The sequence below is a fragment of the Cyanobium gracile UHCC 0139 genome (assembly GCF_034931325.1).
Taxonomy (GTDB): domain Bacteria; phylum Cyanobacteriota; class Cyanobacteriia; order PCC-6307; family Cyanobiaceae; genus Cyanobium; species Cyanobium gracile_B.
The window spans coordinates 57837-80916 of record NZ_JAYGHX010000005.1 but is presented as its reverse complement, the minus strand read 5'-3'; the positions used below and the strand labels follow the sequence as shown (position 1 = coordinate 80916).

At 69.8% G+C, this 23080-nt stretch carries 23 protein-coding genes, 1 tRNA gene and 1 pseudogene; 11 read left to right on the top strand and 14 right to left on the bottom strand.

Going from position 1 to position 23080, the window contains the following annotated elements:
• Window positions 1-40 precede the first annotated feature (40 nt).
• The 6 genes from VB738_RS09525 to cbiB all read left to right on the top strand — a co-directional run bounded on the left by VB738_RS09525 (window position 41) and on the right by cbiB (window position 5782).
• Window positions 41-1204, top strand: coding sequence for a PIN/TRAM domain-containing protein (locus VB738_RS09525; protein WP_323305527.1), 1164 nt, complete (start codon window positions 41-43; stop codon window positions 1202-1204).
• A 31-nt stretch (window positions 1205-1235) separates the two neighbouring features.
• Entirely contained in the window at window positions 1236-1907 is a 672-nt protein-coding gene (locus VB738_RS09520; protein ID WP_323305526.1) for an ATP-dependent Clp protease proteolytic subunit, read from the top strand.
• A gap of 114 nt (window positions 1908-2021) precedes the next feature.
• Window positions 2022-2633: an ATP-dependent Clp protease proteolytic subunit gene (locus VB738_RS09515; RefSeq protein ID WP_094587343.1), complete on the top strand. Its 612-nt coding sequence runs from the start codon at window positions 2022-2024 to the stop codon at window positions 2631-2633.
• Window positions 2634-2686: 53 nt separating this feature from the next.
• Window positions 2687-3682, top strand: a complete 996-nt coding sequence (gene ilvC / locus VB738_RS09510; protein WP_323305525.1) for a ketol-acid reductoisomerase — start codon at window positions 2687-2689, stop codon at window positions 3680-3682.
• Between the two features lie 10 nt (window positions 3683-3692).
• Window positions 3693-4772 (top strand): hypothetical protein, encoded by a 1080-nt coding sequence (locus VB738_RS09505; RefSeq protein ID WP_323305524.1) that lies wholly within the window; start codon window positions 3693-3695, stop codon window positions 4770-4772.
• Window positions 4769-5782, top strand: a complete 1014-nt coding sequence (gene cbiB / locus VB738_RS09500; protein WP_323305523.1) for an adenosylcobinamide-phosphate synthase CbiB — start codon at window positions 4769-4771, stop codon at window positions 5780-5782. Before VB738_RS09505 ends, cbiB begins: the two co-directional genes overlap by 4 nt.
• A gap of 23 nt (window positions 5783-5805) precedes the next feature.
• On the opposite strand, the gene VB738_RS09495 is transcribed toward cbiB, so the two are convergent.
• Both VB738_RS09495 and VB738_RS09490 read right to left on the bottom strand, forming a co-directional pair.
• A complete protein-coding gene (locus VB738_RS09495; protein ID WP_323305522.1) occupies window positions 5806-6522 on the bottom strand; it encodes a sugar transferase in 717 nt (238 codons plus the stop codon).
• A 65-nt stretch (window positions 6523-6587) separates the two neighbouring features.
• Window positions 6588-7781: a glycosyltransferase gene (locus VB738_RS09490; RefSeq protein WP_323305521.1), complete on the bottom strand. Its 1194-nt coding sequence runs from the start codon at window positions 7779-7781 to the stop codon at window positions 6588-6590.
• A gap of 107 nt (window positions 7782-7888) precedes the next feature.
• On the opposite strand from VB738_RS09490, the gene VB738_RS09485 reads away from it, so the two are divergent.
• A complete protein-coding gene (locus VB738_RS09485; RefSeq protein ID WP_216916086.1) occupies window positions 7889-8131 on the top strand; it encodes a hypothetical protein in 243 nt (80 codons plus the stop codon).
• Between the two features lie 46 nt (window positions 8132-8177).
• Here the strand turns inward: VB738_RS09485 and VB738_RS09480 are convergent.
• Window positions 8178-8262, bottom strand: a tRNA-Ser gene (locus VB738_RS09480).
• A gap of 64 nt (window positions 8263-8326) precedes the next feature.
• Window positions 8327-10327 carry a ComEC/Rec2 family competence protein gene (locus VB738_RS09475; RefSeq protein WP_323305520.1) on the bottom strand — a complete coding sequence of 667 codons (2001 nt, stop codon included), beginning with the start codon at window positions 10325-10327 and terminating at the stop codon, window positions 8327-8329.
• A 153-nt stretch (window positions 10328-10480) separates the two neighbouring features.
• Here VB738_RS09475 and VB738_RS09470 point away from each other — a divergent pair, with 153 nt between their 5' ends.
• Window positions 10481-12097 carry a mechanosensitive ion channel family protein gene (locus VB738_RS09470; RefSeq protein WP_323305519.1) on the top strand — a complete coding sequence of 539 codons (1617 nt, stop codon included), beginning with the start codon at window positions 10481-10483 and terminating at the stop codon, window positions 12095-12097.
• A 3-nt stretch (window positions 12098-12100) separates the two neighbouring features.
• Here the strand turns inward: VB738_RS09470 and VB738_RS09465 are convergent, their stop codons facing one another.
• The 7 genes and pseudogenes from VB738_RS09465 to VB738_RS09435 all read right to left on the bottom strand — a co-directional run bounded on the left by VB738_RS09465 (window position 12101) and on the right by VB738_RS09435 (window position 17033).
• Window positions 12101-12250 (bottom strand): hypothetical protein, encoded by a 150-nt coding sequence (locus tag VB738_RS09465; protein WP_323305518.1) that lies wholly within the window; start codon window positions 12248-12250, stop codon window positions 12101-12103.
• 27 nt (window positions 12251-12277) lie between these two features.
• Window positions 12278-12727 (bottom strand): annotated as a pseudogene (locus VB738_RS09460) (Uma2 family endonuclease); the annotation flags it as partial.
• 97 nt (window positions 12728-12824) lie between these two features.
• On the bottom strand, window positions 12825-13691 hold the full coding sequence (locus VB738_RS09455; protein ID WP_323305517.1) for a bile acid:sodium symporter family protein: 867 nt from the start codon (window positions 13689-13691) through the stop codon (window positions 12825-12827).
• Window positions 13692-13723: 32 nt separating this feature from the next.
• The gene (locus VB738_RS09450; RefSeq protein WP_323305516.1) at window positions 13724-14119 is read right to left on the bottom strand and encodes a YidH family protein; all 396 of its coding nucleotides are present in this window, start codon (window positions 14117-14119) and stop codon (window positions 13724-13726) included.
• A gap of 9 nt (window positions 14120-14128) precedes the next feature.
• Window positions 14129-14533, bottom strand: a complete 405-nt coding sequence (locus VB738_RS09445) for a DUF1622 domain-containing protein (protein ID WP_323305515.1) — start codon at window positions 14531-14533, stop codon at window positions 14129-14131.
• Window positions 14530-15441 carry a formylglycine-generating enzyme family protein gene (locus tag VB738_RS09440; RefSeq protein ID WP_323305514.1) on the bottom strand — a complete coding sequence of 304 codons (912 nt, stop codon included), beginning with the start codon at window positions 15439-15441 and terminating at the stop codon, window positions 14530-14532. The genes VB738_RS09445 and VB738_RS09440 overlap by 4 nt, the downstream gene beginning before the upstream one ends.
• Before the next feature lie 86 nt (window positions 15442-15527).
• The gene (locus VB738_RS09435; protein WP_323305513.1) at window positions 15528-17033 is read right to left on the bottom strand and encodes an arylsulfatase; all 1506 of its coding nucleotides are present in this window, start codon (window positions 17031-17033) and stop codon (window positions 15528-15530) included.
• 64 nt (window positions 17034-17097) lie between these two features.
• Between VB738_RS09435 and VB738_RS09430 the strand changes: the two genes are divergently transcribed.
• Entirely contained in the window at window positions 17098-18135 is a 1038-nt protein-coding gene (locus VB738_RS09430) for a helix-turn-helix domain-containing protein (protein WP_323305512.1), read from the top strand.
• A 26-nt stretch (window positions 18136-18161) separates the two neighbouring features.
• Window positions 18162-19082: a hypothetical protein gene (locus VB738_RS09425; protein WP_323305511.1), complete on the top strand. Its 921-nt coding sequence runs from the start codon at window positions 18162-18164 to the stop codon at window positions 19080-19082.
• 3 nt (window positions 19083-19085) lie between these two features.
• On the opposite strand, the gene VB738_RS09420 is transcribed toward VB738_RS09425, so the two are convergent.
• The 3 genes from VB738_RS09420 to ubiE all read right to left on the bottom strand — a co-directional run bounded on the left by VB738_RS09420 (window position 19086) and on the right by ubiE (window position 20907).
• The gene (locus VB738_RS09420) at window positions 19086-19268 is read right to left on the bottom strand and encodes a hypothetical protein (RefSeq protein WP_323305510.1); all 183 of its coding nucleotides are present in this window, start codon (window positions 19266-19268) and stop codon (window positions 19086-19088) included.
• Window positions 19265-20143: a glycine--tRNA ligase subunit alpha gene (glyQ, locus tag VB738_RS09415; protein WP_323305509.1), complete on the bottom strand. Its 879-nt coding sequence runs from the start codon at window positions 20141-20143 to the stop codon at window positions 19265-19267. The genes VB738_RS09420 and glyQ overlap by 4 nt, the downstream gene beginning before the upstream one ends.
• Window positions 20144-20205: 62 nt before the next feature.
• Window positions 20206-20907 (bottom strand): bifunctional demethylmenaquinone methyltransferase/2-methoxy-6-polyprenyl-1,4-benzoquinol methylase UbiE, encoded by a 702-nt coding sequence (ubiE, locus tag VB738_RS09410; RefSeq protein ID WP_323305508.1) that lies wholly within the window; start codon window positions 20905-20907, stop codon window positions 20206-20208.
• Between the two features lie 134 nt (window positions 20908-21041).
• On the opposite strand from ubiE, the gene VB738_RS09405 reads away from it, so the two are divergent.
• A complete protein-coding gene (locus tag VB738_RS09405; RefSeq protein WP_323305507.1) occupies window positions 21042-23060 on the top strand; it encodes a tetratricopeptide repeat protein in 2019 nt (672 codons plus the stop codon).
• The last annotated feature ends 20 nt before the right edge of the window (window positions 23061-23080 follow it).

The window sequence follows — 23080 nt, the reverse complement described above, 5'->3', positions numbered from 1 at the left end:
CCATACCTGCCGGGCGGCCGAGGCGTCGGGACTTCGAAGCATGGTGGACACCCTCATCTTGCTGCTGTTCCTGATCTCAGGGGCAGCCACCGGCTGGCTCGGGGTTGACCTGCTGCCGGAACAGCTGCTGCTGGAGGTGACCAACCAGGAAGGTCTGCGCTCCGTGATGGGGGGCTTCGGCGCCTTCTTCGGGCTGATCGCCGGCATCTTCTTCCAGCAGCTGCGGCGGCGCCTGATGGCCCAGGTGCGCAGCATGCCCACCGACCTGCTGATCAGCCGGGCGGTGGGACTGATCCTGGGCCTGCTGGTGGCCAACCTGCTGCTGGCGCCGATCCTGCTGCTGCCCCTGCCCTGGGAGGTGGTGCTGGTCAAGCCGCTGGCGGCGGTGCTCAGCAACGTCTTCTTCGGGGTGCTGGGCTACAACCTGGCGGAGGTGCACGGCCGCACCCTGCTGCGCCTGTTCAACCCGGCCAGCACCGAGGCCCTGCTGGTGGCCGATGGGGTGCTGCTGCCCGCCAGCGCCAAGATCCTCGACACCAGCGTCATCATCGACGGCCGCATCCGCGGTCTGCTGGCCTCCGGGCTCCTGGAGGGCCAGGTGATCGTCGCCCAGGCCGTGATCGATGAACTCCAGGCCCTGGCCGACTCCTCCAACGGCGAGAAGCGCGCCAAGGGACGGCGTGGCCTGAAGCTGCTCACCGAACTGCGGGAGAACTACGGCCGCCGGCTGGTGGTCAACAGCACCCGCTACAGCGGCAACGGCGCCGACGACAAGCTGCTCAAGCTCACCGCCGACACCGGCGGCACCCTGCTCACCGCTGACTTCAACCTGGCCCAGGTGGCCCAGGTGCAGGAGCTGCGGGTGCTCAACCTCAGCGAACTGGTCATCGCCCTGCGCCCCGAGGTGCAGCCGGGGGATGGCCTGCAGCTCAAGATCGTGCGCGAGGGCAAGGAGGCCGACCAGGGCGTCGGCTACCTGGAGGACGGCACCATGGTGGTGGTGGAGGATGCCCGGCGCCGCATCGGCGAACGGCTGCCCGTCACCGTCACCGGAGCCCTGCAGACCCCCACCGGCCGCATGGTGTTCGCCCGCTGCGACCGCAGCCCGGAACGGCCCGGCGAACGGGGCAACGGCCGGGGTCCCGACAAGCAGGGCGGGAAACCCGTCGCCTTGCAGGAGCACCAGCCTCCTGGCCCCGGCTAGGCTCCTGCCTCACGACTGCTGGTGAGCGCGGATGACGGTGTCGGCCCCCTATTACGGCGATTCCGCGGTGATGCGCACACCGCCGCCGGATCTGCCGTCCCTGCTGCTCAAGGAGCGGATCGTGTATCTGGGGCTGCCCCTCTTCTCCGACGACGACGCCAAGCGTCAGATGGGCATCGACGTCACCGAGCTGATCATCGCCCAGCTGCTCTACCTGGAGTTCGACAACCCGGAGAAGCCGATCTTCTTCTATATCAACTCCACCGGCACCAGCTGGTACTCCGGCGATGCGATCGGCTTCGAGACCGAAGCCTTCGCCATCTGCGACACCCTGCGCTATGTCAAGCCGCCGGTGCACACGATCTGCATCGGCCAGGCCATGGGCACCGCCGCCATGATCCTCTCGGCCGGCACCAAGGGCCAGCGGGCCGCCCTGCCCCACGCCTCGATCGTGCTGCACCAGCCCCGCTCGGGCGCCCGCGGCCAGGCCAGCGACATCCAGATCCGGGCGAAGGAAGTGCTGCACAACAAGCACAGCATGCTGGAGATCCTCTCGGAGAACACGGGCAAGAGCATCGACGCGCTCTCCCGCGACTCCGACCGGATGACCTACCTGACCGCCGAGGAGGCCAAGGCCTACGGCCTGATCGACCGGGTGCTGACCAGCCGCAAGGAGCTGCCGACGGCCACCCCGGTGGCGTGACGCACCCGCTGGGCTGAGCCCACCGGAGGGCACCGCCCCTCACCCCCACCCGGCCCCCAGGCCGCCCCTGTCCACCACCTCCTCTCTCCGGCTCCGAACGGGAGCCTTCCCGCCATGCCCATCGGCACCCCCAGCGTTCCCTACCGTCTCCCCGGCAGCCAGTACGAGCGCTGGGTCGACATCTACACCCGCCTCGGGGTGGAGCGCATCCTGTTCCTGGGCCAGGAGGTCACCGACGGGATCGCCAACAGCCTGGTGGCCCAGATGCTGTACCTCGACTCCGATGACAGCTCCAAGCCGATCTACCTGTACATCAACTCGCCCGGCGGCTCGGTGACCGCCGGCCTGGCGATCTACGACACCATGCAGTACGTCAAGTCCGACGTGGTGACGATCTGCGTCGGCCTGGCGGCCTCCATGGGCGCCTTCCTGCTGGCGGCCGGCACCAAGGGCAAGCGGCTGGCGCTGCCCCACAGCCGGATCATGATCCACCAGCCCCTGGGCGGCACCAGCCAGCGCCAGGCCAGCGACATCGAGATCGAGGCGCGGGAGATCCTGCGCATCAAGGACATGCTCAACCAGTCCCTGGCCGGGATGTGCGGCCAGTCCCTGGAGAAGGTCACCAAGGACACCGACCGCGACTACTTCCTCAGCGCCGCCGAAGCCAAGGAGTACGGCCTGATCGACCGGGTGATCGCCCACCCCTCGGAGGCCTCCGGCGGCTGAGGCCCGTGCGGACGCACACCTAAAGTCTGCGTTTGCCCTGCCCGCCGCCCGGAATGGCCCAGCTCTTCTACGACTCCGACGCCGACCTCAGCCTGCTGAACGGCAAGACGGTGGCCATCATCGGCTACGGCTCCCAGGGCCATGCCCACGCCCTGAACCTCAAGGACAGCGGTGTCAACGTGGTGGTGGGCCTCTACGACGGCAGCCGCTCCGCCGCCAAGGCCCGCGCCGATGGCCTCGAGGTGCTGAGCGTGGCCGACGCCTGCGCCAAGGCCGACTGGATCATGGTGCTGCTGCCGGATGAGGCCCAGAAGGCCGTCTACGCCACCGAGATCGCCCCCCACCTCAGCGCGGGCAAGGTGCTGAGCTTCGCCCACGGCTTCAACATCCGCTTCGGGCTGATCCAGCCCCCCGCCGACGTGGACGTCGTGATGATCGCCCCCAAGGGGCCCGGTCACACCGTGCGCTGGGAGTTTCAGAACGGCCAGGGCGTGCCCGCCCTGTTCGCCATCCAGCAGGACGCCTCCGGCAACGCCCGCGCCCTGGCAATGGCCTACGCCAAGGGGATCGGCGGCACCCGCGCCGGCATCCTCGAAACCAACTTCAAGGAGGAGACCGAAACCGACCTGTTCGGTGAGCAGGCCGTGCTCTGCGGCGGTCTGAGCGAACTGGTGAAGGCCGGTTTCGAGACCCTGGTGGAAGCGGGCTACCAGCCCGAGCTGGCCTACTTCGAGTGCCTGCATGAGGTGAAGCTGATCGTCGACCTGATGGTCAAGGGCGGCCTCACCGCCATGCGCGACTCGATCTCCAACACCGCCGAGTACGGCGACTACGTCAGCGGGCCCCGGCTGATCACCGCCGACACCAAGGCGGAGATGCGGCGCATCCTGGCCGACATCCAGGACGGCACCTTCGCCCGCAACTTCGTGGCCGAGTGCGACGCGGGCAAGCCCGAGATGGCCAAGGCCCGCGAGCGCGATGCCGCCCATCCGATCGAGCAGGTGGGCAAGGGGCTGCGCTCCATGTTCAGCTGGCTCAAGGCCGCCTGATCCCCTGCCGATGCGCCGGCGCCTGCTGACCCTCGCCTGGAGCAGCAGCCAGGCCAGCGGCACCCTGGCCATCGGCGCCACCGCCTGGCTGCTCAGCGGCCTCACCCCGTCGCCGCTGGTGAACGGGGTGCTGCCGGCCCTGGCCACCCTGCCGCTGCTGCTGCCCCTGCCCCAGCGGATCCGGCTCGGCTCCCTGTTCCAGGTGCTCAGCCTGCTGCTGCTGCTGGCCGTGGCGGCGGGCCTGCTGGGCCGCTCCGTGCTGGCCCCCCTGCTGGCCATCGCCCTGCTGGCCGTGGGCCTGCGCCTGGGCCAGGAACCGCTGCAGCGCCTACTCCATGGCCGCGGTGGGGTGCCGATCGGCGAGCTGCGGGCCGGCGCCGAAGCGGGCCGCCTGGCGGGCAACCTGCTCACGGCGCTGCTGTTTCCCATCGGCAAGGCCCTGCTCCAGTTCGGCGGCGCCCTGGTGCTGCTGCTGCCCCTGGCACCGCTCGTCGCCGCCCTACAGGGCGGCGGTTTCCGGGCGGAGCGCCGCGAGGGCGATGCGAGGGCGGCGGCAGCGGCGGCCTCCACTGCGGTGGAGCCGGCCCCCTGGCGCCTGGAAGCGGGCGGGGTGCTGCAGGGGCTGCTGCTCGGCGGCCTGTTCGCCCTGCTGCCCCTGTGGGTGCGCCAGCAGGCAGCGGGCAGCTGCTTCGATTTCGGCCTGCTGCTGACGGCCTACGGCCTGGGCCGCACCGGCGCCGAAGCCTGGGGCCTGCGGCTGCCGCCGCGCCTGCCCTACCTGCTGATGGCTGCCGTGCTGGTGGCGACCCAGTTCGTCGGCGGCTGGGGGGCCGTGCTGCTGTTCGTGCCCTTCGGCCTGCTGGCCGCCGTGGCCGATGCGCGCCTGGCCCTCGGCGTCGATCCGGCCGGCGACCTGCAGCAGAACTGGATCGTCCTGGAGCGTTCCTCGGCCCTGGGGGGCCTGGCCGGCAGTCTGGGGATGGGGCTGGTCGCCCAGCTGATCGGCCTGGGGGCCAGCCTGCCGATCCAGCTGGCGGCCTTCCTTGGGGCGGGTGTGCTGCTGCCCCTGCTGCAGCGACACCGGCATTGAGCCCGGCCCTGCTTGTGCTGCTCGCCTGCGGGCTCGACCGGTTGGTGGGCGACCCCCTGTGGTCGCCGCATCCCGTGCAGGCGATGGGCTGGGCCATCACCGGCCTGCGCCGGGCCGTGGAGGCCTGGGCCGGCGACGTCCCCCGGCGATTGCGACGGGGGGGACTGCTGCTCACCCTGCTGGTGGTGGGCGCCAGCGGCCTGGCGGGCTGGGGCCTGGAGATCCTCGCCCGCCGGCTTCCTGCAGTGGGGGTGCCGCTGCTGGTGCTGGGCCTGGCCAGCGCCCTGGCGGGCGGCAGCCTGGGGCGGGCCGTGCGGGCCGTGCTGGTGGCGCTGCCCGACCTGCCCCTGGCCCGGGCGCGCCTCGCCCGGATCGTGGGCCGCCAGGTGAGCCACCTGCCGGAGGCGGAGATCCTGCGGGCCGCCGCCGAAACCGCCGCCGAAAACGCCGTCGATGGCCTGTTCGCGCCGCTGTTCTGGATGCTGGCCGGGGCGGCGCTGCTGCAGCTGGGGCCGCCCCTGCCGTCCTTGCCACTGCCGGGCCCCCTCGCCCTGGCCTGGGGCTTCAAGGCCGCCAGCACCCTCGATTCGATGCTGGGCTATCGCCATGGGCGGCTGCGCTGGCTGGGCACCGCCGGCGCCCGCCTCGACGACCTGCTCACCTGGCTGCCCACCCGGCTGGTGGCCCTCAGCCTGCCCCTGGCCGCGGGCCGACCCCGGCAGACGGTCCCCTGGCTGCGGGCGGCCCTGCGGGACGGGGCCCCCGACCCCTCCCCCAATGCCGGCGTATCAGAAGCGGCCTTCGCCCATGCTGCCGGCGTACGGCTGGGCGGGGCCAACGTCTACGCCGATGGGGTGCGCCTCAAGCCCACCCTGGCCGCTGATGGCCGCCCCCCCGACCGCGCCGGGGTGGAGCGGATCCTGGCCCTGGGCGACCGGCTGCAACTGCTCTGGCTGCTGGTGGCCCTGCCGGCCCTGGCCCTGTTCGATGGCGCATGGGCACCTCGCTGAGGCGACGGGGCAGGCCCCAGAGCTCAGTAGGCGCCGCGGTCGCGGGGGTCGAGCATGACGCCGATCGTGCGCACGATGATGCGCAGATCCATCAGCAGGGTGCGGCGGCGGGCGTAACGGACATCCAGCCGGACCCGCTCGGGGTAGCTGAGGTTGTTGCGGCCGGACACCTGCCACAGGCCCGTCAGGCCGGGACGCACCGCCAGCACTTCATCCATGCGGCTGCCGTAGCGCTCAAGTTCGCTCTTCACGATCGGACGGGGGCCCACCACGCTCATCTCACCGCGGAGCACATTGAGGAACTGGGGCAGTTCATCGAGGCTGGAGCGGCGCAGGAACTTGCCCAGACGGGTGATGCGGGGGTCGTTCTTCAGCTTGAAATCATTGCGGAACTCCTCATCCAGGTCCGGAGATTCGGCCAGCAGCTTGGAGAGCAGCCGATCGGCGTCCCGCCGCATGGTGCGGAACTTGATGCAACCGAAGCTGCGGTAATCGCGGCCCACCCGTTGCTGCACGTAGAACACCGGCCCGCGGGAGGTGACCTTCACCAGCAAGGCCAGGGTGAGCAGCACCGGCGACCCGAGGGTGAGCACGGCGAGAGAAAAAAGGATGTCGCCGCCGCGCTTGATGACGCGGTCGCGCTTGGACTGGAAGGCGATCAGTTCTTCCGCGGTGAGCACCTGCGCCTGAGCCGTCACAAGCTGCCGAGAGGCGTAGGGGGTCCCGATGGAAGAGAGCATGGGGGACGGGTTCGTTAGAAGAAGTTAAGGATCAGCGCGTGCCGAACTCCATGGCGGAGGGCCACTCAGACCAGAGGCACAGGACGGCGGAGGCGGCGTCGGTGCTGCTGCCAGAGCTGGTCGAGCAGGGTGTCCATGCGGCGCCGGAAGAGCGGGGGCGCGAAGCGTTCGGCCCGGCACCGTTGCCCCTCCGCCGGCAGGGATCGCCACAGCCGGCCCGCCTCGAAGTGCTCTAGGGCCGCCGCCAGGCTGGCGGCGGTCTGCTCCGGGAACAGCAGACCGGTGGGGGCGGCTTCGCCGTCGCTGAGGCAGCGCACGCTGTCGAGCACCCCGCCCTGCCCGAAAGCGATCACCGGGGCACCGGCGGCCATGGCCTCCACCGGCGCGATGCCGAAATCCTCCAGGCCGGCGTACACATAGGCCCGGGCCCGCTCCAGCCAGGCGGCGGTCTCCTGATCCGGCAGGCGACCGAGGAAGCGGGTGGCCGGGCCCGCCATCGCCTCCAGCCGCCGCCGCTCAGGACCGTCGCCCAGCACCACCAGGGGCAGGCCGGTGCGCTTGAAGGCCTCCACCACCACATCCACCCGCTTGTTGGGCACCAGCCGGCAGAGGCTCACATAGACGTCGTCCCGGGGCTGATCCCAGCGGAAGCGCTCCACCGCCACCGGGGGCGGCAGCACGTGGGCGCGACGGCGCCAGAAACTGCGGATGCGGCGGGCGGTGAAGCGGGAGTTGGCCACCAGGGCATCCACCCGGGCGCTGCTGACCACGTCCCACTGGCGCAGCTGGTGCAGCTGCAACCGCACCAGGGGGCCCAGGGGCCCGCGGGCCAGGGCCGAGCGCTCCAGGTAGGTGTGCATCTGATCCCAGGCGTAGCGGGCCGGGGTGTGCACATAGCTGACATGCAGCTGGTCCGGACCCGTGAGCACCCCCTTGGCCACCAGGTGGCTGCTGCTGATCACCAGGGGATGGCCGGAGAGGTCGAGCTGCTCGATCGCCAGCGGCAGCAGCGGCAGGTACTGCTGCACATGGCTCACCCCCCAGGGGAGCCGCTGAATGAAGCTGGTACGGACCTGGCGGCCGGCCAGCCAACTGCCGGGCCTGGAGCTCTCGCCATCCACCAGGGCGAACAGGGCCGGGAGGGTGCCCCGGCCGGCCAGGAGCCGGTCGAGCTCCTCCACCACCTGCTCGGCCCCGCCCACCGAACGGGGGGTGAACCACTCGTGCACCAGGGCGACTGGGCTGGGAAAGGCCTCCATGGCAGGCACCGTAGGAGCCAGTATCACGAAAACTCTCAGCCGATTGCCCTGGCCGAGGTCTCTGCCGAAGCTAAGGCGACGACTGGGATGGCGAGAGCCGGGACACGATGGCGATCCGCGAGCTTCTCGAAGACGCCCTGCAGGAGCCTTCCATCGGGACAACCGCCTGCTTCCGCTGGCATGCCACCTCCGTGGGGATTGCGGCCCTCTGGTGTGACGGCAAACCGCCTCCGGCGCCTCCCTTCGATGTGGCCCTCAAGGAGGGTCTGCAGGTGGGACTGGATCTGAGCCGGGAAGAGAGGGAGTTTCACCAGGTGAAATCCGGCCTGGTGCTGCTGTTCCATTCCTGACGCGCGCAGGCCAGGCCTGACGGCGCGGAGGCCAGGCCTGACAAAACGGAGAGGGTGGGATTCGAACCCACGGAAGGTTGCCCTTCAAACGATTTCGAGTCGTTCGCTTTCGACCACTCAGCCACCTCTCCACACCCCTGCATCCATGGCGCGCCGCCGCAGCGACTCGACCCTGTCTCCGGGGATCGGTTCACTTTACGGAGCGGTCAGCGCACCGCTGGCCCCACTGGCCCGCCAGCCCCGCGGCAGGGGGGCGCCGGCCGGCAGGGACCCACTGAGCCACACCTGCGGCGGCCCGTGCGCCAGCAGGGCCCGCTGCTCGGCGGGCCGGGGCCGGACCCCCAGCCACACCCCCTCAGCGGCGGCCGGACGACCCAGCCGCCAGGTGGTCTGCGCCTGGCGGTCGGGCAGCAGCAGCCAGCGGTGGCGGCCCAGCTGCAGGCGCAGGGCGTGGCTGTCCATGGCCAGGGCCTCCACCGCCAGCCCCCGGCTCGCCAGCCGCTGGCCGGCGGCCAGGGGAGCCGCCCCACCGCCGTAGGCGAGCACCCGGCCGGCCTGGAGGCTCCAACAGGCGGGGTCGTCAGCGGCCACGGGATCCAGCAACAGGGTCCAGTCGAAGCGGGCCACGCCCAGGGCCTGGGCCAGCTGGCCCGCCTGGCGGCAGCTGAACCCATCGGCACGGGTGCTGACCAGCGCGGCGCGGCCCCGGTGCCGGGCCAGCAGCAGGTCGCGGGGGGGACCGCCCTCCCCCTGGTGAACCAGCAGCAACTGGTCGCCGCCCAGGAGCACCAGATGGGCCGCCAGCACCCCGATGCCCAGGCCCGCCGCCAGGCCTTGAAGGCGCCGGCCCGTCCCCGGCAGCACCAGAGCCAGCAGGGCCAGGCTGAACAGGAGCACCAGCAGCGGCAGGGGCCGGCCGCTCTGCCATTGCGCCATGGGCAGGCCAGCAACCCCATGGGCGAGCTGCAACAGCAGCTGGGCCAGCCAGCCGAGGGGGACCAGCAGGTGTGCCAGCAGGGACGGCACCAGCACGGCCACGGCCGCGAGGGCCATCGCCCCAAGGGTGAGCGGCGTCAGCAGGGGGGCGGCCAGCAGGTTGGCCGGCACGGCGTACAGGGGCACCACCCCGAAGTGGAGCAGCTGCAGGGGCAGGGTCCAGAGGCTGGCCGCCACCGGCACCGCCAGGGCCGGGGCCAGCCAGCTCCGCCACCAGCCCGCCGGCCCGGGGGGGCCACCGGGCAGCCGCCGGGCCAGGGCCTGCTCCAGGGGCCGGGCCGTCAGCACCAGGCCGGCGGTGGCGGCGGCGCTCAGCTGGAAGCCCACATCGTGCAGCCAGGCCGGACGCAGCAGCAGCATCCCCGCCAGGCTGAGGCCCAGGATCCCCAGGGGCCGGCCACGGCGGCCGCTCTCCAGCAGCACCAGGGCGATGGCCCCCATCAGCACCGCCCGCACCACCGAGGGCTGGGGGCCGGCCAGCAGCAGGAAAAGGGCCATGGCCCCGGCCCCCAGGCCCAGTCGCGCCCAGCGGCCGAGGCCCCGACCGATGGCCAGCACCGCCCCCAGCAGGACCGTGAGGTGGAACCCCGAGGCGGCCAGGGCGTGGGAGAGGCCGGCGACGCGGAAGTCGGCGCGCAGCTCGGCGGGCAGGGGCACCACGGCGCTGCCCAGCACCAGGGCCGCCAGCAGGCCGCCCCGCTCCGGGCCGGCCGCGGCCACGAAGCGCTCAGCGATGCTGCGGCGCAGATCGGCGATCGGGGTGGGGGGCCGGCGCAGCACCTCCAGCCGTTCCACCGCCAGGCGGGTCCAGGCACCCTGGCGGGCCAGGCGCTCGGCCGGTCCGGCCAGCAGCGGGTGGGGGGCCGGCCGGGGACGCCGCAGCAGCCCGCTCACCCGCACCTCCCAGCCCTCGCGCAGGGCCGGACAGGCAGGGAAGCCCAGTTCGCTGCGGCCCCCGGCCGTCTGCAGCAGCACCCGGCAGGGACCCGGAGCCGTCGCCTGCCTCGCCTCCCCGGCCGCTGGGGCCCCGGCGGCCGCCGGGTCAGCCAGCAGGCGTCCGTGCAGGATCACCGGCTGCGGCCCATCCCCGCCGGCGAGCAGCCGCAGCGGATCGGCCGGACCGGGCTGGAGCGGCCGCAGCTGGGCCTGCACCAGCACCACGAGCAGCAGCAGCAGCGGCAGCAGGGGAGAGCGGGGCATGCTCCAGGGTTCCCGCCGGCGGCCGTGGCCCCACAGCCATCGACACCCGGGCTGGCGCCAAGGGACAATCCAATGGGCAGATCCAGAGGATCGGTGATGCAGCGGCACAGGATCCAGTGGCGACCATGGCCGCTCGCACGGCGGATCGGCCTGTTGGCGCTCCTGCTCGCCCTCGGGCTTGGCCTGGGCCTGGATCCAGCCCGTCCTGCCCTGTCCGTCGAGGACGCCACCCCGGCGGAATCCAGGCAGGGATGCGCGGTCAAGCCCGCCTTCATCGGCCTTGATGGACGCCGGTATCTGGAGATCCGCCGGGCACCGGCGGCCCAGCAGGTGGACGATTACGTGCGGCGCGGCAACGCCCGGCTGCTCGTACTGGCGCAGGATCGCAGCTTCGATCCGAATCAGCTCGTGGTGAAGGAGGAGCCCCCCTTCTCCCTCGTCGGGTTCCGGGAGCCGGACGGCCGCTTCACGGCGGAGATGGCCGTGGGCGATCGGGCAGCAGCCTGCTTCGGGGTGACGCGGCAGCAGCTGGCGTTGCGCTACCGGGATGGGCTGCGGCGGGCGATCACCTCCTACCGAGGCACCCACACCTTCAGCGCCTGGATGCAGGGAACGGCCCTGGCGGCCCTGGTGCTGGGGATCTACATCCTCTGGCTTCGGGGCCAGGGGATCCTCAACGAACGGATCCGTCAGCAGATCGCCCAGCGTCAGCGCTTCGTCCTGCAACGGCTGAGCCGGCTGGGACTCAGCGGCTTCGTCGAGCCCGACCAGGTGCGCGATGGGATGCAGCGCCTGCGGCAGCTGGTCCACTGGAGCCTGATCCTGCTGATCAGCTACCTGCTGATTCCCCTGCTGCTGGGTCTGTTCCCGCCCACCCAGGGCATCGCCGAAGGGCTGCGGGGCCAGATCCGGGACCTGCTGCTGTCCTTCCTGGGCGGGGTGGTGCAGGCGATTCCGAACCTGCTCTCGATCGCGGTGATCCTGGCGATCACGATCCTGGTGATCCGGGCCAGCAACAGCTGGTTCCAGACCGTCGACCGGGGACGGGTGCGCATCCCGGGCTTCTACCAGGAATGGGCCCTGCCCACGGCGCGACTGGTGGCGATCCTGCTCAGCATGGCGGGTCTGGCGGCGGCCTTCCCCTACATTCCCGGCTCCGACAGCAAGGTGTTCCAGGGGGCCGGGCTGTTCATCGGCGCCCTGGCGGCCCTGGGCTCGAGCGCCGTGGCCAGCAACATCATCAGCGGACTGATGCTCATCTACACCCGGGCCTTCCGGGAGGGCGACCGGGTGGAGATCAACGGCGTGGTGGGGGTGGTGCAGGACCGGGCCCTGCTGGTGACCCGCCTCCAGACGCCCCGCAACGAACTGGTGAGCATTCCCAATGCCAGCGTGATCGGCGCCTCGGTGGTGAACTTCAGCTTCTCCCGGCGGGAGATCAGGCAACCGGTGGCGCTGGCCACCACGATCACCATCGGCTACGACGTGCCCTGGCGGCAGGTGCACGCGCTGATGCTGGCGGCGGCCGTCAGCGTGGCGGGGATCACCGATGAGATCGAGCCGTTCGTGCTGCAGACCTCCCTCAACGACTTCCACATCAGCTACGAACTCACGGCCTTCGTGCGCGATCCGTCCACCTACCGCCAGACCCTCTCGGAGCTGCTGGCGGCCCTGCAGGATCAGTTCGCCGCCGCCGATGTGGAGATTCTCTCCCCCGGCTATCACGCCATCCGCAACGGCAACCGCAGCACGGTCCCGAAGACGACCTGAGCCTCAGGGCTCGCGCTGCTCCAGCTGGATGGAGCGGCCGATCAGCACGTCGATGTTCACCGCCAGATCGAAGGGGCCCAGCAGGGCGAACAGGATCGTGGTCAGCCTCGCCAGAGGAAGGACTTGAACGCTGGGCACCCAGGTGAGGCCCACGGTTCAGGGGGCGAACATCTGCAGGATTCAGACCTCCCAGATCCGCTGCAGATCGATCACCAGTCCCGGGAAGTGCGGGCCCGCCTCCAGGCCCCCCGGATCGCCGAGTGCCCGGGGCTCGCCCGGGCCAGCCTCCCAGACCTCCACGCAACGGGCCTGGGGCAGCAGCAGCCAGCCCAGCCGGGCGCCGTTGGCGAGGTAGGAGGCCAGCTTCCGCCGCAAGGCCTCCGGGGCATCCGACGGGCTGGCCAGCTCCACCACCAGTTCAGGGCACAGCGGCGGAAAGCCCTCCCGTTCGGCCTCGCTCAGGGTCTGCCAGGGCTCCAGCCAATCGCCAGAAGAACGGGCCCAGGCGTGCAGCTGGAAGACCAAAGCGGTGTTGCGCGCTCCCGTACGGCCGCCGGTGGGGGTCATCTCGATGAGGGTCCCATCGGCATCGAGTTCCAGCACCACCTCCGGGTTCGCAGCGCACACCTCAGCGAACTGCTCCGAGGAGAGCTGAAGCGTGGGAAGCTAGGCCTGAATCCTTCATCCAGGCCCTGATGTTTCATCCTGGCCGCAGAGGGTCGCCGGCTCAGACCGGCGCAGCCACCTGCTGGCGCCAGAGCAGCAAGGGGATCTGGAGGATCACGGTGATCAGCAGATAGAGCAGGATCGCCAGCTTCAGTCCCGCCATGGCGGGGGCATGGGTGGTGGCGAAGAGCAGCGCCAGGCCCGGATTGCGCAACGAGGTGACCAGGCAGACCGTGGTGCGCTCGACCGGATCGCCGCCGGCGGTGAGCCAGCCGATCGCCAGCGAGGCGAGCACCATCAGCGCCATCCCTCCGATCGCCGGCAGGTTGGCGGCCGCGAAGGGGAGGAGGAGGGGAAGCGCCTTCAGCAGGACCGCCAGGATCAGCAGCAGCAGCAGCAGATTGGCCAAGCGGTCGAAGAAACCCTCCCAGCGTCCGGCCCAGTCCGGCCGCCAGCGGCGCAGCAGCAGGCCGCAGGCCAGCGGCAGAATCTGCACCTTGCCCACCTGCAGGGCCACCTGGCCGGGGGAGATCTCCCAGCCCCGAACCCCGAAGACCGCGGTGAACAGCTCGGCCATCAGCGGGATCGAGACGATCGCCGTCAGGGCGGCCGCGACCTGGAGGTGCGCCGCCAGCTGGCGGCTGCCGTGGGCCTTGCCAGCCTTGCGCAGGGTGAGCGGAGCGCTGGGGCAGACCGCCATCAGGGCGATGGCGAAGCGCGCCGGAACACTCCACTGGGCGGCGATCGGCAGACGCAGCAGCAGCAGGGCCACCAGCGGCACGAGCACGCAGCTGCCCAGCAGCACCCGCCGCAGCAGGGCGGGGCGGTGGCGCAACAGGTCGAACCGGTCGCCGGGCAGGCCCAGCCCCAGAGCGAACATGATCGTGAACAGGGTGGCGCTGACCAGGGGCGTGGCGATCGGGGGCATGACGGGAAGGAAGGGGGGCCGGAGGCAGGGGGTCAGGAAGCTGCGCTGCGGAAGGCTCCCTGCATCAGCACGAGGAACGCGACGGCACCGATCACCATCAGCGCAAGGGCGGTGAGCACCCCGATCGAGCGCTCCCCGCCGCTGTAGACGAAGTCATCGCGGCGGATGCGCTTCAGGTCGCGGCTGTGCTGCAGCGTCGCGGCGGCCAGCGCGACGATGCCCGTGAGGACGAAGCCCATCGACAGCAGGCGCACGCTGAGGTCGACCTGGGTGCTGCTCCCCAGGCGGGAGCGCTCGATCGCGCCGATGATCTTCTCGAGGCCGAAGCCGAAGCTGATCAGCGAGAGGCAGGTGCGGATCCAGGCCATCAGGGTGCGTTCCGCCGCTGCCCGGTTGCGTTCCTTGGCCAGTTCGTTGGTGAGGTTCATGGGCGGGGGTCACGCGGTTGGGGTGAGGTTCTGACGCTCCCCCTCCAGCCGCTGCTCCGCCTCGATCTCTCGGGCCAGGAACAGGTTGAGGAAGGTTCGGATCACGGCGACGGCCGCCAGCTGGATCAGGTTCGCGCCGCTCGGCGCCGTGGTGGTGGAGACGATGTCGGCACCGAGCTGGAATTCCAGGGCCATCGACAGCCAGCTGGCGAAGGTCAGCCGGAGGCCGGTGGCGGGCCGATGACGGCGACGCCAGGGGGACGGCAGAGCCAGCCGCAGGATGGCGAGCAGCCCCACTGCCACGCACAGCACCGAGAGAAGCTCCAGCACCAGGCGCAGCCCACCCGCCAGGCCGGTCAGGAGATGCTCCAGCGAAGCGATGCCGCCGATCGCCGTGAGGAGGGGTCCGCTCATCGCCCCCCCAGCTCCGCAAGGGCCGGCCGCACGATGCAACGAAAGCCCATGTGGCAGGTGGAGGTGTCGATCCCCTGGGCCATCCGGGCGGCGGGGCGGTAGCGGCGGCAGTAGCTGGGGGCGCAGAGAAAGGAGCCGCCCTTCACCACCTTGCGCGGCTGGTGCCCGTGCTGGGAGCCCGCATCGATGCTGGCCTCCCGGCAACACCCGTCGGGGTTGTCGGTCCCGGTGGCATGGTCCGCGTACCAGTCGTCGGTCCACTCCCAGACGTTGCCGATCATGTCGAGCAGGCCATAGTCGTTCGGCGGGAAGGCCCCCACCGGTGAGGTGCGCGCCCAGCCGTCGAGGAGGCTGTTGTGGTGCGGGAAATCCCCCTGGAAGGTGTTGGCCATGGGCCGGCCGCCGGGGTGCAGTTCGTCCCCCCAGGCGAACTCACCCTCCTCCCTGCCGCCGCGGGCGGCCCGCTCCCACTCGGGCTCGCTGGGCAGTTGCTTGCCGGCCCAGACGGCATAGGCCGCCGCGTCAGCGTGGGCCACGTGCACCACGGGGTGGTGCTCCCGCATCCGGATGGAACTGCCCGGTCCCTCCGGATGGCGCCAGCAGGCTCCCGGCCGGTACTGCCACCAGCGGTAGGGATCGCCGGTCGCCACCGGCCCCGGCGGCGGCACGAACACGATCGAGGCCGGAGCCAGCAGCTCCGGCAGGGCTCCCGGATAGTCGGCCGGATCGGCCGGCCGTTCCGCCAGGGTGATGTGGTCCGTGGCTTTCACGAACTTCTGGAACTGGGCGTTGGTGACCGGGGCGCGGTCGATCCAGAACCCCGCCACCGCCACCCGGTGGGCCGGAGCCTCCTCCGGGTAGTGATGGTCGGAGCCCATGGTGAAGGTTCCGCCAGGGATCCAGGCCATGTTCGGGGCCGGCGGGCGCCCCGGCCGGAGAGGCGGGGCCAGTGAACGATCCTTGGCCATGGCGGCTCCGCTGAGCGATTCGTGCCTCAACCGCCGCCGCTCGCCGCGGCGGTCATCTTCTCCATCACCTCCTCGAGCGAGAAGCTGGCCGCCTTCTGACGGGGTGGATACTCCTGGAAGGTGGCCAGGAATCTCCCCACGATCGTCTGGGCCGGCACCAGCGCAAAGGCATGGTCGAGCATCCAGTCCCAGTAGGTGTTGGAGGTGACGTCGGCCCGCTCGTAGGGATCGGTGAGCAGGTTGAAGATCTTGGGCAGACGCAGCACGATGAAGGGTTCCGCCCAGACCTGAAGGGTGCCAGCGGCGCGCTGTTCCATGAACACAAACTTGAAGTTGTCATAGCGCAGGCCGGTGAGATCGCCGTCGTCGGAGAAGTAGAAGAACTCGATCCTGGGGCTTTTGTCGGACTTGCCCGTCCAGTAGTCGAGCATGTTGTAACCGTCGAGATGGATCTTGAAGGTTTTGGATCCCACCTGATGGCCGGCCTTGAGCTTCTCCTTGACCTCGGGCTCACCGGCGGCGGCCAGCAGGGTGGGCAGCCAGTCGAGGTGGCTGACGATGCCGGTGAACAGGCTGCCAGGGGCGATCTTGCCGGGCCAGCGCACCAGGGCCGGCACCCGGTAGGCCCCTTCCCAGTTGGAGTTCTTCTCGTTGCGGAAGGGGGTCATGCCGGCATCAGGCCAGCTGTTCATGTGCGGCCCGTTGTCGGTGCTGTACATCACGATCGTGTCGTCGGTGACGCCCAGCTCATCGAGGAGGTTGAGCATCTCGCCGATGCAGTTGTCGTGATAGATCATCACGTCGTGGTACTCCGACTGCCAGCGCCCTGACTGACCGATGTCCTGGGGTCGGGCGTGGGTGCGGAAGTGCATGTGGGTGGTGTTGAACCACACGAAAAACGGCTCACCGGAGGCCACGGCATCACGGATGAAGCGCTTGGCTTCAGCCATGAACTCCTCATCGCAGTTCTCCATCCGCTTCTTGGTGAGCGGGCCGGTGTTCTCAATGCGCTGGGTGCCGTCGCCATTGGCCCAGCAGTGCAAAACACCACGGGGGCCGAAGTTCTTCTGGAAATCGGGGAAGTCTTCCGGCTTGGGATAATCGCGCAGCTCCGGCTCCTCCTCGGCGTTGAGGTGGTACAGATTGCCGAAGAACTCGTCGAAGCCGTGCATCGTCGGCAGGTGCTCGTCGCGGTCGCCGAAGTGGTTCTTGCCGAACTGGCCAGTGCGGTAGCCCAGCGGCTGCAGCAGTTCGGCGATGGTGGGATCCTCGGCGCGGTAGCCCAGTTCGGCGCCCGGCAGGCCCACCTTGCTGAGGCCGGTGCGGAAGACGCTCTGGCCGGAGATGAAGGCCGCCCGGCCGGCGGTGCAGCTCTGCTCGGCGTAGTAGTGGATGAAGCGGCCACCCTCGTTGGCGACCCGGTCGATGTTGGGGGTCCGGTACCCCATCAGGCCGTCGCTGTAGCAGCTGAGGTTGCTCTGGCCGATGTCATCGCCCCAGAGGATGAGGATGTTGGGCTGGCCGTTGGGCATGGCGGAGAACACCCGGCGGGTGAAGGAGTGGGTTAGGAAGAAGGCAGAGGTCCCCAGTCATCACGTGACGCTCGCCACGGATCGGGAGGACGCTTCCCCAAAGGATGCACAGAGCGGAGCGATCCGAACACTCAGAAAGTGCGGTTCCCGCTCCCCCCTGACCCGCAGCGTCGCCGACATCGTGCGCCTGGAGGGGGCGATCGGCAGCCTGCTGCCGGTGGAATTGACCCAGCTGGCGGGCGGTCGCCTGGGCGCCGAGATACTGCCGCTCGACCTCGGAGCACTCCAGGTGGTGCGCCTGCGTTTCGATCGCCCGCTGCATGCGGGTGGGCCCAAACCCGGCGGCCGCCAGCTGATCGCCCTCGACCTGGAGGAGCACCCCGGCCGGCCCGTGATGCGCTCCCACGGTCTGGAGCTGCCGGCCACGGCGTTCTTCGGCCTGGCCACTGACGGGGAGATCCACCTCACCACTCCCGAGCGCAGCAGCCTGGCGGTGCTGAGCCTGGATCGGGAGACGTTCCTGCAGTGGGCCCTGGAGCTGGGCGGCCCCGGACTGGAGGAGCCACTGGAGGGGGCTAACTGGGAGGCGATCGATCCCCTGCGCTTCGAGGGGGTGAGGGCTTGCCTGCGGCGGATCTTCCGCCTGGCCGAGCGCTCGCCGGCCCTGATGGCGGATCCGGCCATCCGCCGCCGGCTGGGCGAGGATCTGGTGCCGCTGCTGGTGGAGGCCCTGGTGCACCGCACCGGCCACGGCGAGCGGCTGGCCCGGCCGCCGGCCCGGATCGAGCTGGTGAAGGCGGCCCAGGCCTGGATGGCGGACCATCCCCACGAACCGATCAGCCTCGACGGGCTCTGCCGCCAGGTGGCGGCCGGTCGCCGCAGCCTGCTGCAGGGGTTCCGGGAGCACCTGGGGATGGGCCCGATGGCCTACCTCAAGATCCGTCGCCTGCACGGCATGCGGCAGGCCCTGCTGGCGGCCGATCCTCGGACCACGACGATCTCCCAGTTGGCCGCTCAGTGGGGATTCATGAACGCGGGGCACTTCGCCCGCGATTACCGCAGCCTGTTCGGCGAACATCCCCGGACCAGCCTCCGGGCCTGAGCGTCCTGAACTCCCCTCCCCTGCCCATGAACACGCGTACGCCCTGTCCGGCGCAGCTGCTGGCGTGCCTGGCCCTGGCGCTTCCGGCCCCGGCGCTCGCGGGCGCGCCGGAGACCCCCCAGGCGGAGACGGCCCCTGAAGCCCCCCTCTGGAGCGGAACCGTCGAGCTCTATGGCTTCGCGCCGCTGCGTTCCACCGGCTCGGTCACCATCCGGGGCCAGGAGGCGGAGGTGGACCAGGACCTGGGGGAGATCCTCAGCGTGCTGCGCTTCGCCGCCTCCGCCCGGGGCAGCATCGAGAAGGGCCGCGTGGGACTCCAGGGCGACCTCTGGTATATCAATCTGGGGGACCAGGCCAGCCGGCTGGTGGGTCAGCGCAACCTGTTCACGACCACGGCCGACGTGGGCCAGACGCTGGGCATCTACGACCTGGCCCTGCGCTACCGGTTCGGCGAGCGGGAATCGGCCATCGGCAAGCCCGGCTCCTACTCCGTGATCCCCTATGCCGGGGTGCGGCTCATCGACGGCCGCCTGAGCCTGGCGGCCGCCCTCGATGGCCCCTTCGGACGCACTCTGCTGGAGCCCACCCGCAGCTTGCAGCGCACCTGGGTGCAGCCCCTGGTGGGCACACAGGCCAGCGTGTTTCTCTCGCCGCGCCTGCGGGCCTTCGCCCGCGGCGACATCGGCGGCTTCGGCCTGGCCGGCCAGCAGGACCTCAGCGGCAACGCCCAGGTGGGCCTGGGCTACGCCATCGGCGACAACACCGACCTGAACATCTCCTGGCGGTACATGGGCCTGAAGTGGAACAACGGCGAGGCCCAGTCCAACGGTTTCGTCTCCAACCTGAACGGCATCGAAATCGGTGTGAAGGTCTTCTTCGGCGGCGCGCCCAGGGGCACGGCGGTGGCCACCACACCAGTCACCGAACCCACGCCGACGGCGCCCTGAGCCTCAGAAACTCGGCAGCTTGAGCATCAGATCACAGAGCTGGGGGCTGGGCAGTTCCTGACCCAGCAGCGGGGCGACCAGGGCGGCCAGGGGCCGCAGCCGGCAGGGCCAGATGGCCCGCTCGGTGAGGCGGCCGGCCTGGAAGGCGCCGACCACCAGCACCGCCACCAGCAGGGTGCGCTTCACGCCGGCGGCGCGTCCAGCAGGGGAAAGCCCAGGGCGCGGCGCTCCTCCAGCCAGGCCTCGGCCACCTGCCGCGCCAGATGGCGGATGCGGCCGATGGTGGCGGTGCGCTCGGTCACCGAGATCACGCCGCGGGCCTCCAGCAGGTTGAAGGTGTGGCTGCACTTGAGCACGTGGTCGAGGGCCGGGGCCGGCAGGCCGGCCGCCACCAGATCGGCGGCCTCGGCCTCATGCAGGGCGAAGAGCTGCAGCAGGCGTTCGGGGTTGGAGGCCTCGAAGTTGTAGGTGCACTGCCCCTTCTCGAAGGGCAGCCAGATGTCGCCGTAGGTGCGCTCGCCGTTCCAGCGCAGGTCCCAGATGCTCTCCACGTCCTGGAGGTACATCGCCAGCCGTTCCAGGCCGTAGGTGATCTCGATCGACACCGGCCGGCAGTCGAGGCCGCCGCACTGCTGGAAATAGGTGAACTGGGTCACCTCCATGCCGTCGAGCCACACCTCCCAGCCCACGCCCCAGGCCCCAAGGGTGGGGGATTCCCAGTTGTCCTCCACGAAGCGGATGTCGTGGTCGGCGGCGTGGATGCCGAGGGTTTCGAGGGAGGCCAGGTAGGTCTCCTGGATGGCATCCGGGGAGGGCTTGATCAGCACCTGGTACTGGAAATAGTGCTGGGCCCGGTTGGGGTTGTCGCCGTAGCGGCCATCGGTGGGACGCCGGCAGGGCTCGGGGTAGGCCACCGCCCAGGGCTCCGGGCCGATCGCCCGCAGCACGGTGTGGGGGCTCATGGTGCCGGCGCCCTTCTCCGTGTCGTAGGGCTGCAGGATCAGGCAACCCTGGTCGGCCCAGAACCGGTTGAGGCTGGCGATGATGTCCTGGAAGAGCATGGCGGGCCGGTCGGGTACGGGCCAGGACGGCAGGGAAGTCGGCTTGATGCTGCCAGATCGCCTCAGGCCTGCAGCTCCAGCAGGCCCATCAATCCGCCGGCCAGGGGGCGGTGGCGGGCCGCGGCGAAACCGGCGGCGCAGGCCAGCTCCTCCTGCACCGGGCCGGTGGGGAAGCGGGCCAGGCTCTCCTCCAGCCAGGCGTACTGATCGGGCAGGCCCACGGCGCGGGCGGCCGGCACCACCAGGCGGCGCAGGTAGAAGCGCTGGAAGGTCGCCGGGGCCGAGGCCGAATCGGGCCGGTTGAAATCCAGCACCACCGCCCGAGCACCCGCCCGCAGCAGGCGCCGCAGCTCCGCCAGGCCGGCGGCGGGATCGGCCAGGTTGCGCAGCCCGTAGGCCATCACCGCCCCATCCGCCCAGCCGTCGGCCAGGCCGGTGGCCAGGGCATCGCCCTGCTGCCACTGCAGGGGAAGCCAGGGCTGGCGCTCCGCCCGGCGCTGGGCGATGGCCAGCGGGGCAGCAGCCGCATCCAGGCCCAGCACCAACCCGCCCGGACGGACGCGGGAGGCCAGCAGCAGGGCCAGGTCGCCGGTGCCGCAGCAAAGATCGAGCAGGCGCTGGCCGGGGCTGGGGCGCAGCCAGAGCAGGGCCTGCCGCTTCCAGAGACGGTGCAGCCCCAGGCTGAGCAGATCGTTCAGCTGGTCGTAGCGGGGAGCGATGGTGTCGAACAGATCGCTGATCTGCCGGGGATCAACGGTGGCCAAATCGGGGCGGCGGCTGGTGAAAGGAGTATGGATGCTCAGCCCATCACCCTGGCCTTCAACTGGCCAGGTGTGGCGTTCCGGAAGAACGCGCCAGCCCATGCCGACGGTAAGGAAATCAGTGGAGGGTGAAGGGCTTGCTCGACTATCCGTTCTCACCTGGAAGACTTCGTTTCGAATTCTATTTGGGTGATTGTCAGATCAGCTTGCCGAAACATCTAAGATTGATGGTAGCTCGCAGGTCATCATTCGGCATGGAACACGGTGCCTGTGATCAACCTCTCGCAGTCGAGAGTGCACTTGAGCGCGCTTCAACACTGGAGCGGCTGGGCCAACTGGAGCCAGCGGAGGCGATTTATCGCGAGCTGATCGACAACCACGCCTGCGGCCCGGTCGCCTGCCAAAAGCTCGGCGTCATCTGCGGCAGGACGGGGCGGCTTGAAGAAGCTTGTCTCTTGCTCAGCAGGGCCATTGCCCTTCAGCCAGACAATGCCGAAGCCCTGTCCTGCCTGGGGATCGTCCACCGGATGGAAGGCCGCATCGAGGCTGCGATAGGCGCCCAGAAGCAGGCACTGGCGCTACGCCAGGGATTTACAGCGGCCCATGCCCGTCTTGGCGTGGCCCTCGCCGCTGCTGGCTGTCGTAAGGAGGCTATTCAATCCTTGCGGGAGGCCATCCGGCTGGATCCCGGTCATCCGGAGGCCCTCGCGAATCTCGGTTCCATCCTTCTGGATGAGGGTGATTGGCCAGAGGCCATCGATCTGCTGCGCAGGGCTCTGGACGCGGGGCCAAGGTCATCCCATCTTCTGACCAGCCTGGCCCAGGCACTCCACGCCCAGGGCCAACCATTGGAGGCCATCGATTGGTACATCCAGGCACTCGCGCAGGAGCCTAATGATCCCCATCTGCTTTCGAACCTTGGGGTGGCCTATCAGGAGACAGGGGACCGCGACACGGCGATCGTTCACTACCGGCAGTCCCTGGCGATCAGGAGCGACGATGCGACCACCTGGTTCAACCTGGGCACCGCATGGAAAGAGTGTGAGGATTTTGATGAGGCCATCCGTGCCTTTACGATTTCCCTCGTCCACGACCCCACGCTCGCGAAGACGCACATCAGCCTGGGTCGTGTCTTTGTTGAGCAGGGAGACCTCGATTCAGGGATCAATGCCTTTGCCGCTGCCGTCCAGGCTGAGCCAGGTAATCCCGATGCCCATCTGAACCTCGCCCACGCTCTGCTCAAAGCAGGGGATTACACGAGAGCCTGGGATCATTTCGAATGGCGGTTCATGACCCCTGAAGCCCTTGGGCAACTCCGAGAGCCCCAGCTTCCCCGTTGGGACGGCAGCTCCGGGCCGGGAATCGAGTTGCTGTTGGTTGGGGAACAGGGTCTAGGCGATGTGATCCAATTCATGCGTTTCTGCCGCAGGATTGGTCGCGAGGTTGGTTCGGTCTCTCTCTGTGTTCCTGAGTCTTTGGTGGAGCTGGCACGGTATTCCGCCGTGGCAGAGAGAATTTATTCACCCACTGAGGCTGAAACGCTTACCCGTGGCCAGTGGCTTCCTCTGATGTCTGCGCTGCGCTTTCTGGATCTGACCGTCGACCGACTCTCCGGCCCATCAACCTATCTCCATGTGCCTGCTGCGCTAACAAGCCGCTGGAAGGACAAGCTCGCAGGGGAAGGTCAACCCATCGTGGGTATCCACTGGCAGGGGAACCCATTCACGGAGGCATCAGGACTTCAGGGCCGTTCCCTGCCGCTGGAAGACCTTTCACCACTCGGAGATCACTGCGGAGTCCGCCTGCTCTCGCTTCAGAAGGGCCATGGCTCCGAACAGCTCAGTACATGTTCCTTCCTTGAGAGGTTCGTGTCCTGCCAGGAAGAAATCAGTGCCACCTGGGATTTCGTTGCCACCGCCGCGATGGTTCAAGCCTGTGATCTCGTGATTACAACGGACTCCGCCCTGGCCCACCTCGCAGGGGGGCTGGGGCACCCCACCTGGCTACTCCTGCACCACTCACCTGACTGGCGCTGGGGAGTCAATGGCGAGACGACTCCCTGGTATCCCAACATGCGGCTGTTTCGCCAGCAGACCAAAGGAAACTGGAAGGAAGTCATGGAGCGGGTCCGGGGCGAACTTGCGGCCTGGTTGTGAACCTGCGCCAGCATCAACCG

Bases quoted from the DNA above. Each gene is read 5' to 3' on its own strand.
- VB738_RS09485 (WP_216916086.1), top strand. From the start codon at position 7,889: ATGGCGATCCGCGAGCTTCTCGAAGACGCCCTGCAGGAGCCTTCCATC.
- VB738_RS09490 (WP_323305521.1), bottom strand. From the start codon at position 7,781: ATGGAGGCCTTTCCCAGCCCAGTCGCCCTGGTGCACGAGTGGTTCACC.
- glyQ (WP_323305509.1), bottom strand. From the start codon at position 20,143: ATGCTCTTCCAGGACATCATCGCCAGCCTCAACCGGTTCTGGGCCGAC.
- VB738_RS09440 (WP_323305514.1), bottom strand. From the start codon at position 15,441: ATGGCCTGGATCCCTGGCGGAACCTTCACCATGGGCTCCGACCATCAC.
- VB738_RS09525 (WP_323305527.1), top strand. From the start codon at position 41: ATGGTGGACACCCTCATCTTGCTGCTGTTCCTGATCTCAGGGGCAGCC.
- VB738_RS09515 (WP_094587343.1), top strand. From the start codon at position 2,022: ATGCCCATCGGCACCCCCAGCGTTCCCTACCGTCTCCCCGGCAGCCAG.
- VB738_RS09445 (WP_323305515.1), bottom strand. From the start codon at position 14,533: ATGAGCGGACCCCTCCTCACGGCGATCGGCGGCATCGCTTCGCTGGAG.
- VB738_RS09435 (WP_323305513.1), bottom strand. From the start codon at position 17,033: ATGCCCAACGGCCAGCCCAACATCCTCATCCTCTGGGGCGATGACATC.
- VB738_RS09505 (WP_323305524.1), top strand. From the start codon at position 3,693: ATGCGCCGGCGCCTGCTGACCCTCGCCTGGAGCAGCAGCCAGGCCAGC.
- VB738_RS09520 (WP_323305526.1), top strand. From the start codon at position 1,236: ATGACGGTGTCGGCCCCCTATTACGGCGATTCCGCGGTGATGCGCACA.
- VB738_RS09425 (WP_323305511.1), top strand. From the start codon at position 18,162: ATGAACACGCGTACGCCCTGTCCGGCGCAGCTGCTGGCGTGCCTGGCC.
- VB738_RS09455 (WP_323305517.1), bottom strand. From the start codon at position 13,691: ATGCCCCCGATCGCCACGCCCCTGGTCAGCGCCACCCTGTTCACGATC.
- VB738_RS09495 (WP_323305522.1), bottom strand. From the start codon at position 6,522: ATGCTCTCTTCCATCGGGACCCCCTACGCCTCTCGGCAGCTTGTGACG.
- VB738_RS09450 (WP_323305516.1), bottom strand. From the start codon at position 14,119: ATGAACCTCACCAACGAACTGGCCAAGGAACGCAACCGGGCAGCGGCG.
- ilvC (WP_323305525.1), top strand. From the start codon at position 2,687: ATGGCCCAGCTCTTCTACGACTCCGACGCCGACCTCAGCCTGCTGAAC.
- VB738_RS09475 (WP_323305520.1), bottom strand. From the start codon at position 10,327: ATGCCCCGCTCTCCCCTGCTGCCGCTGCTGCTGCTGCTCGTGGTGCTG.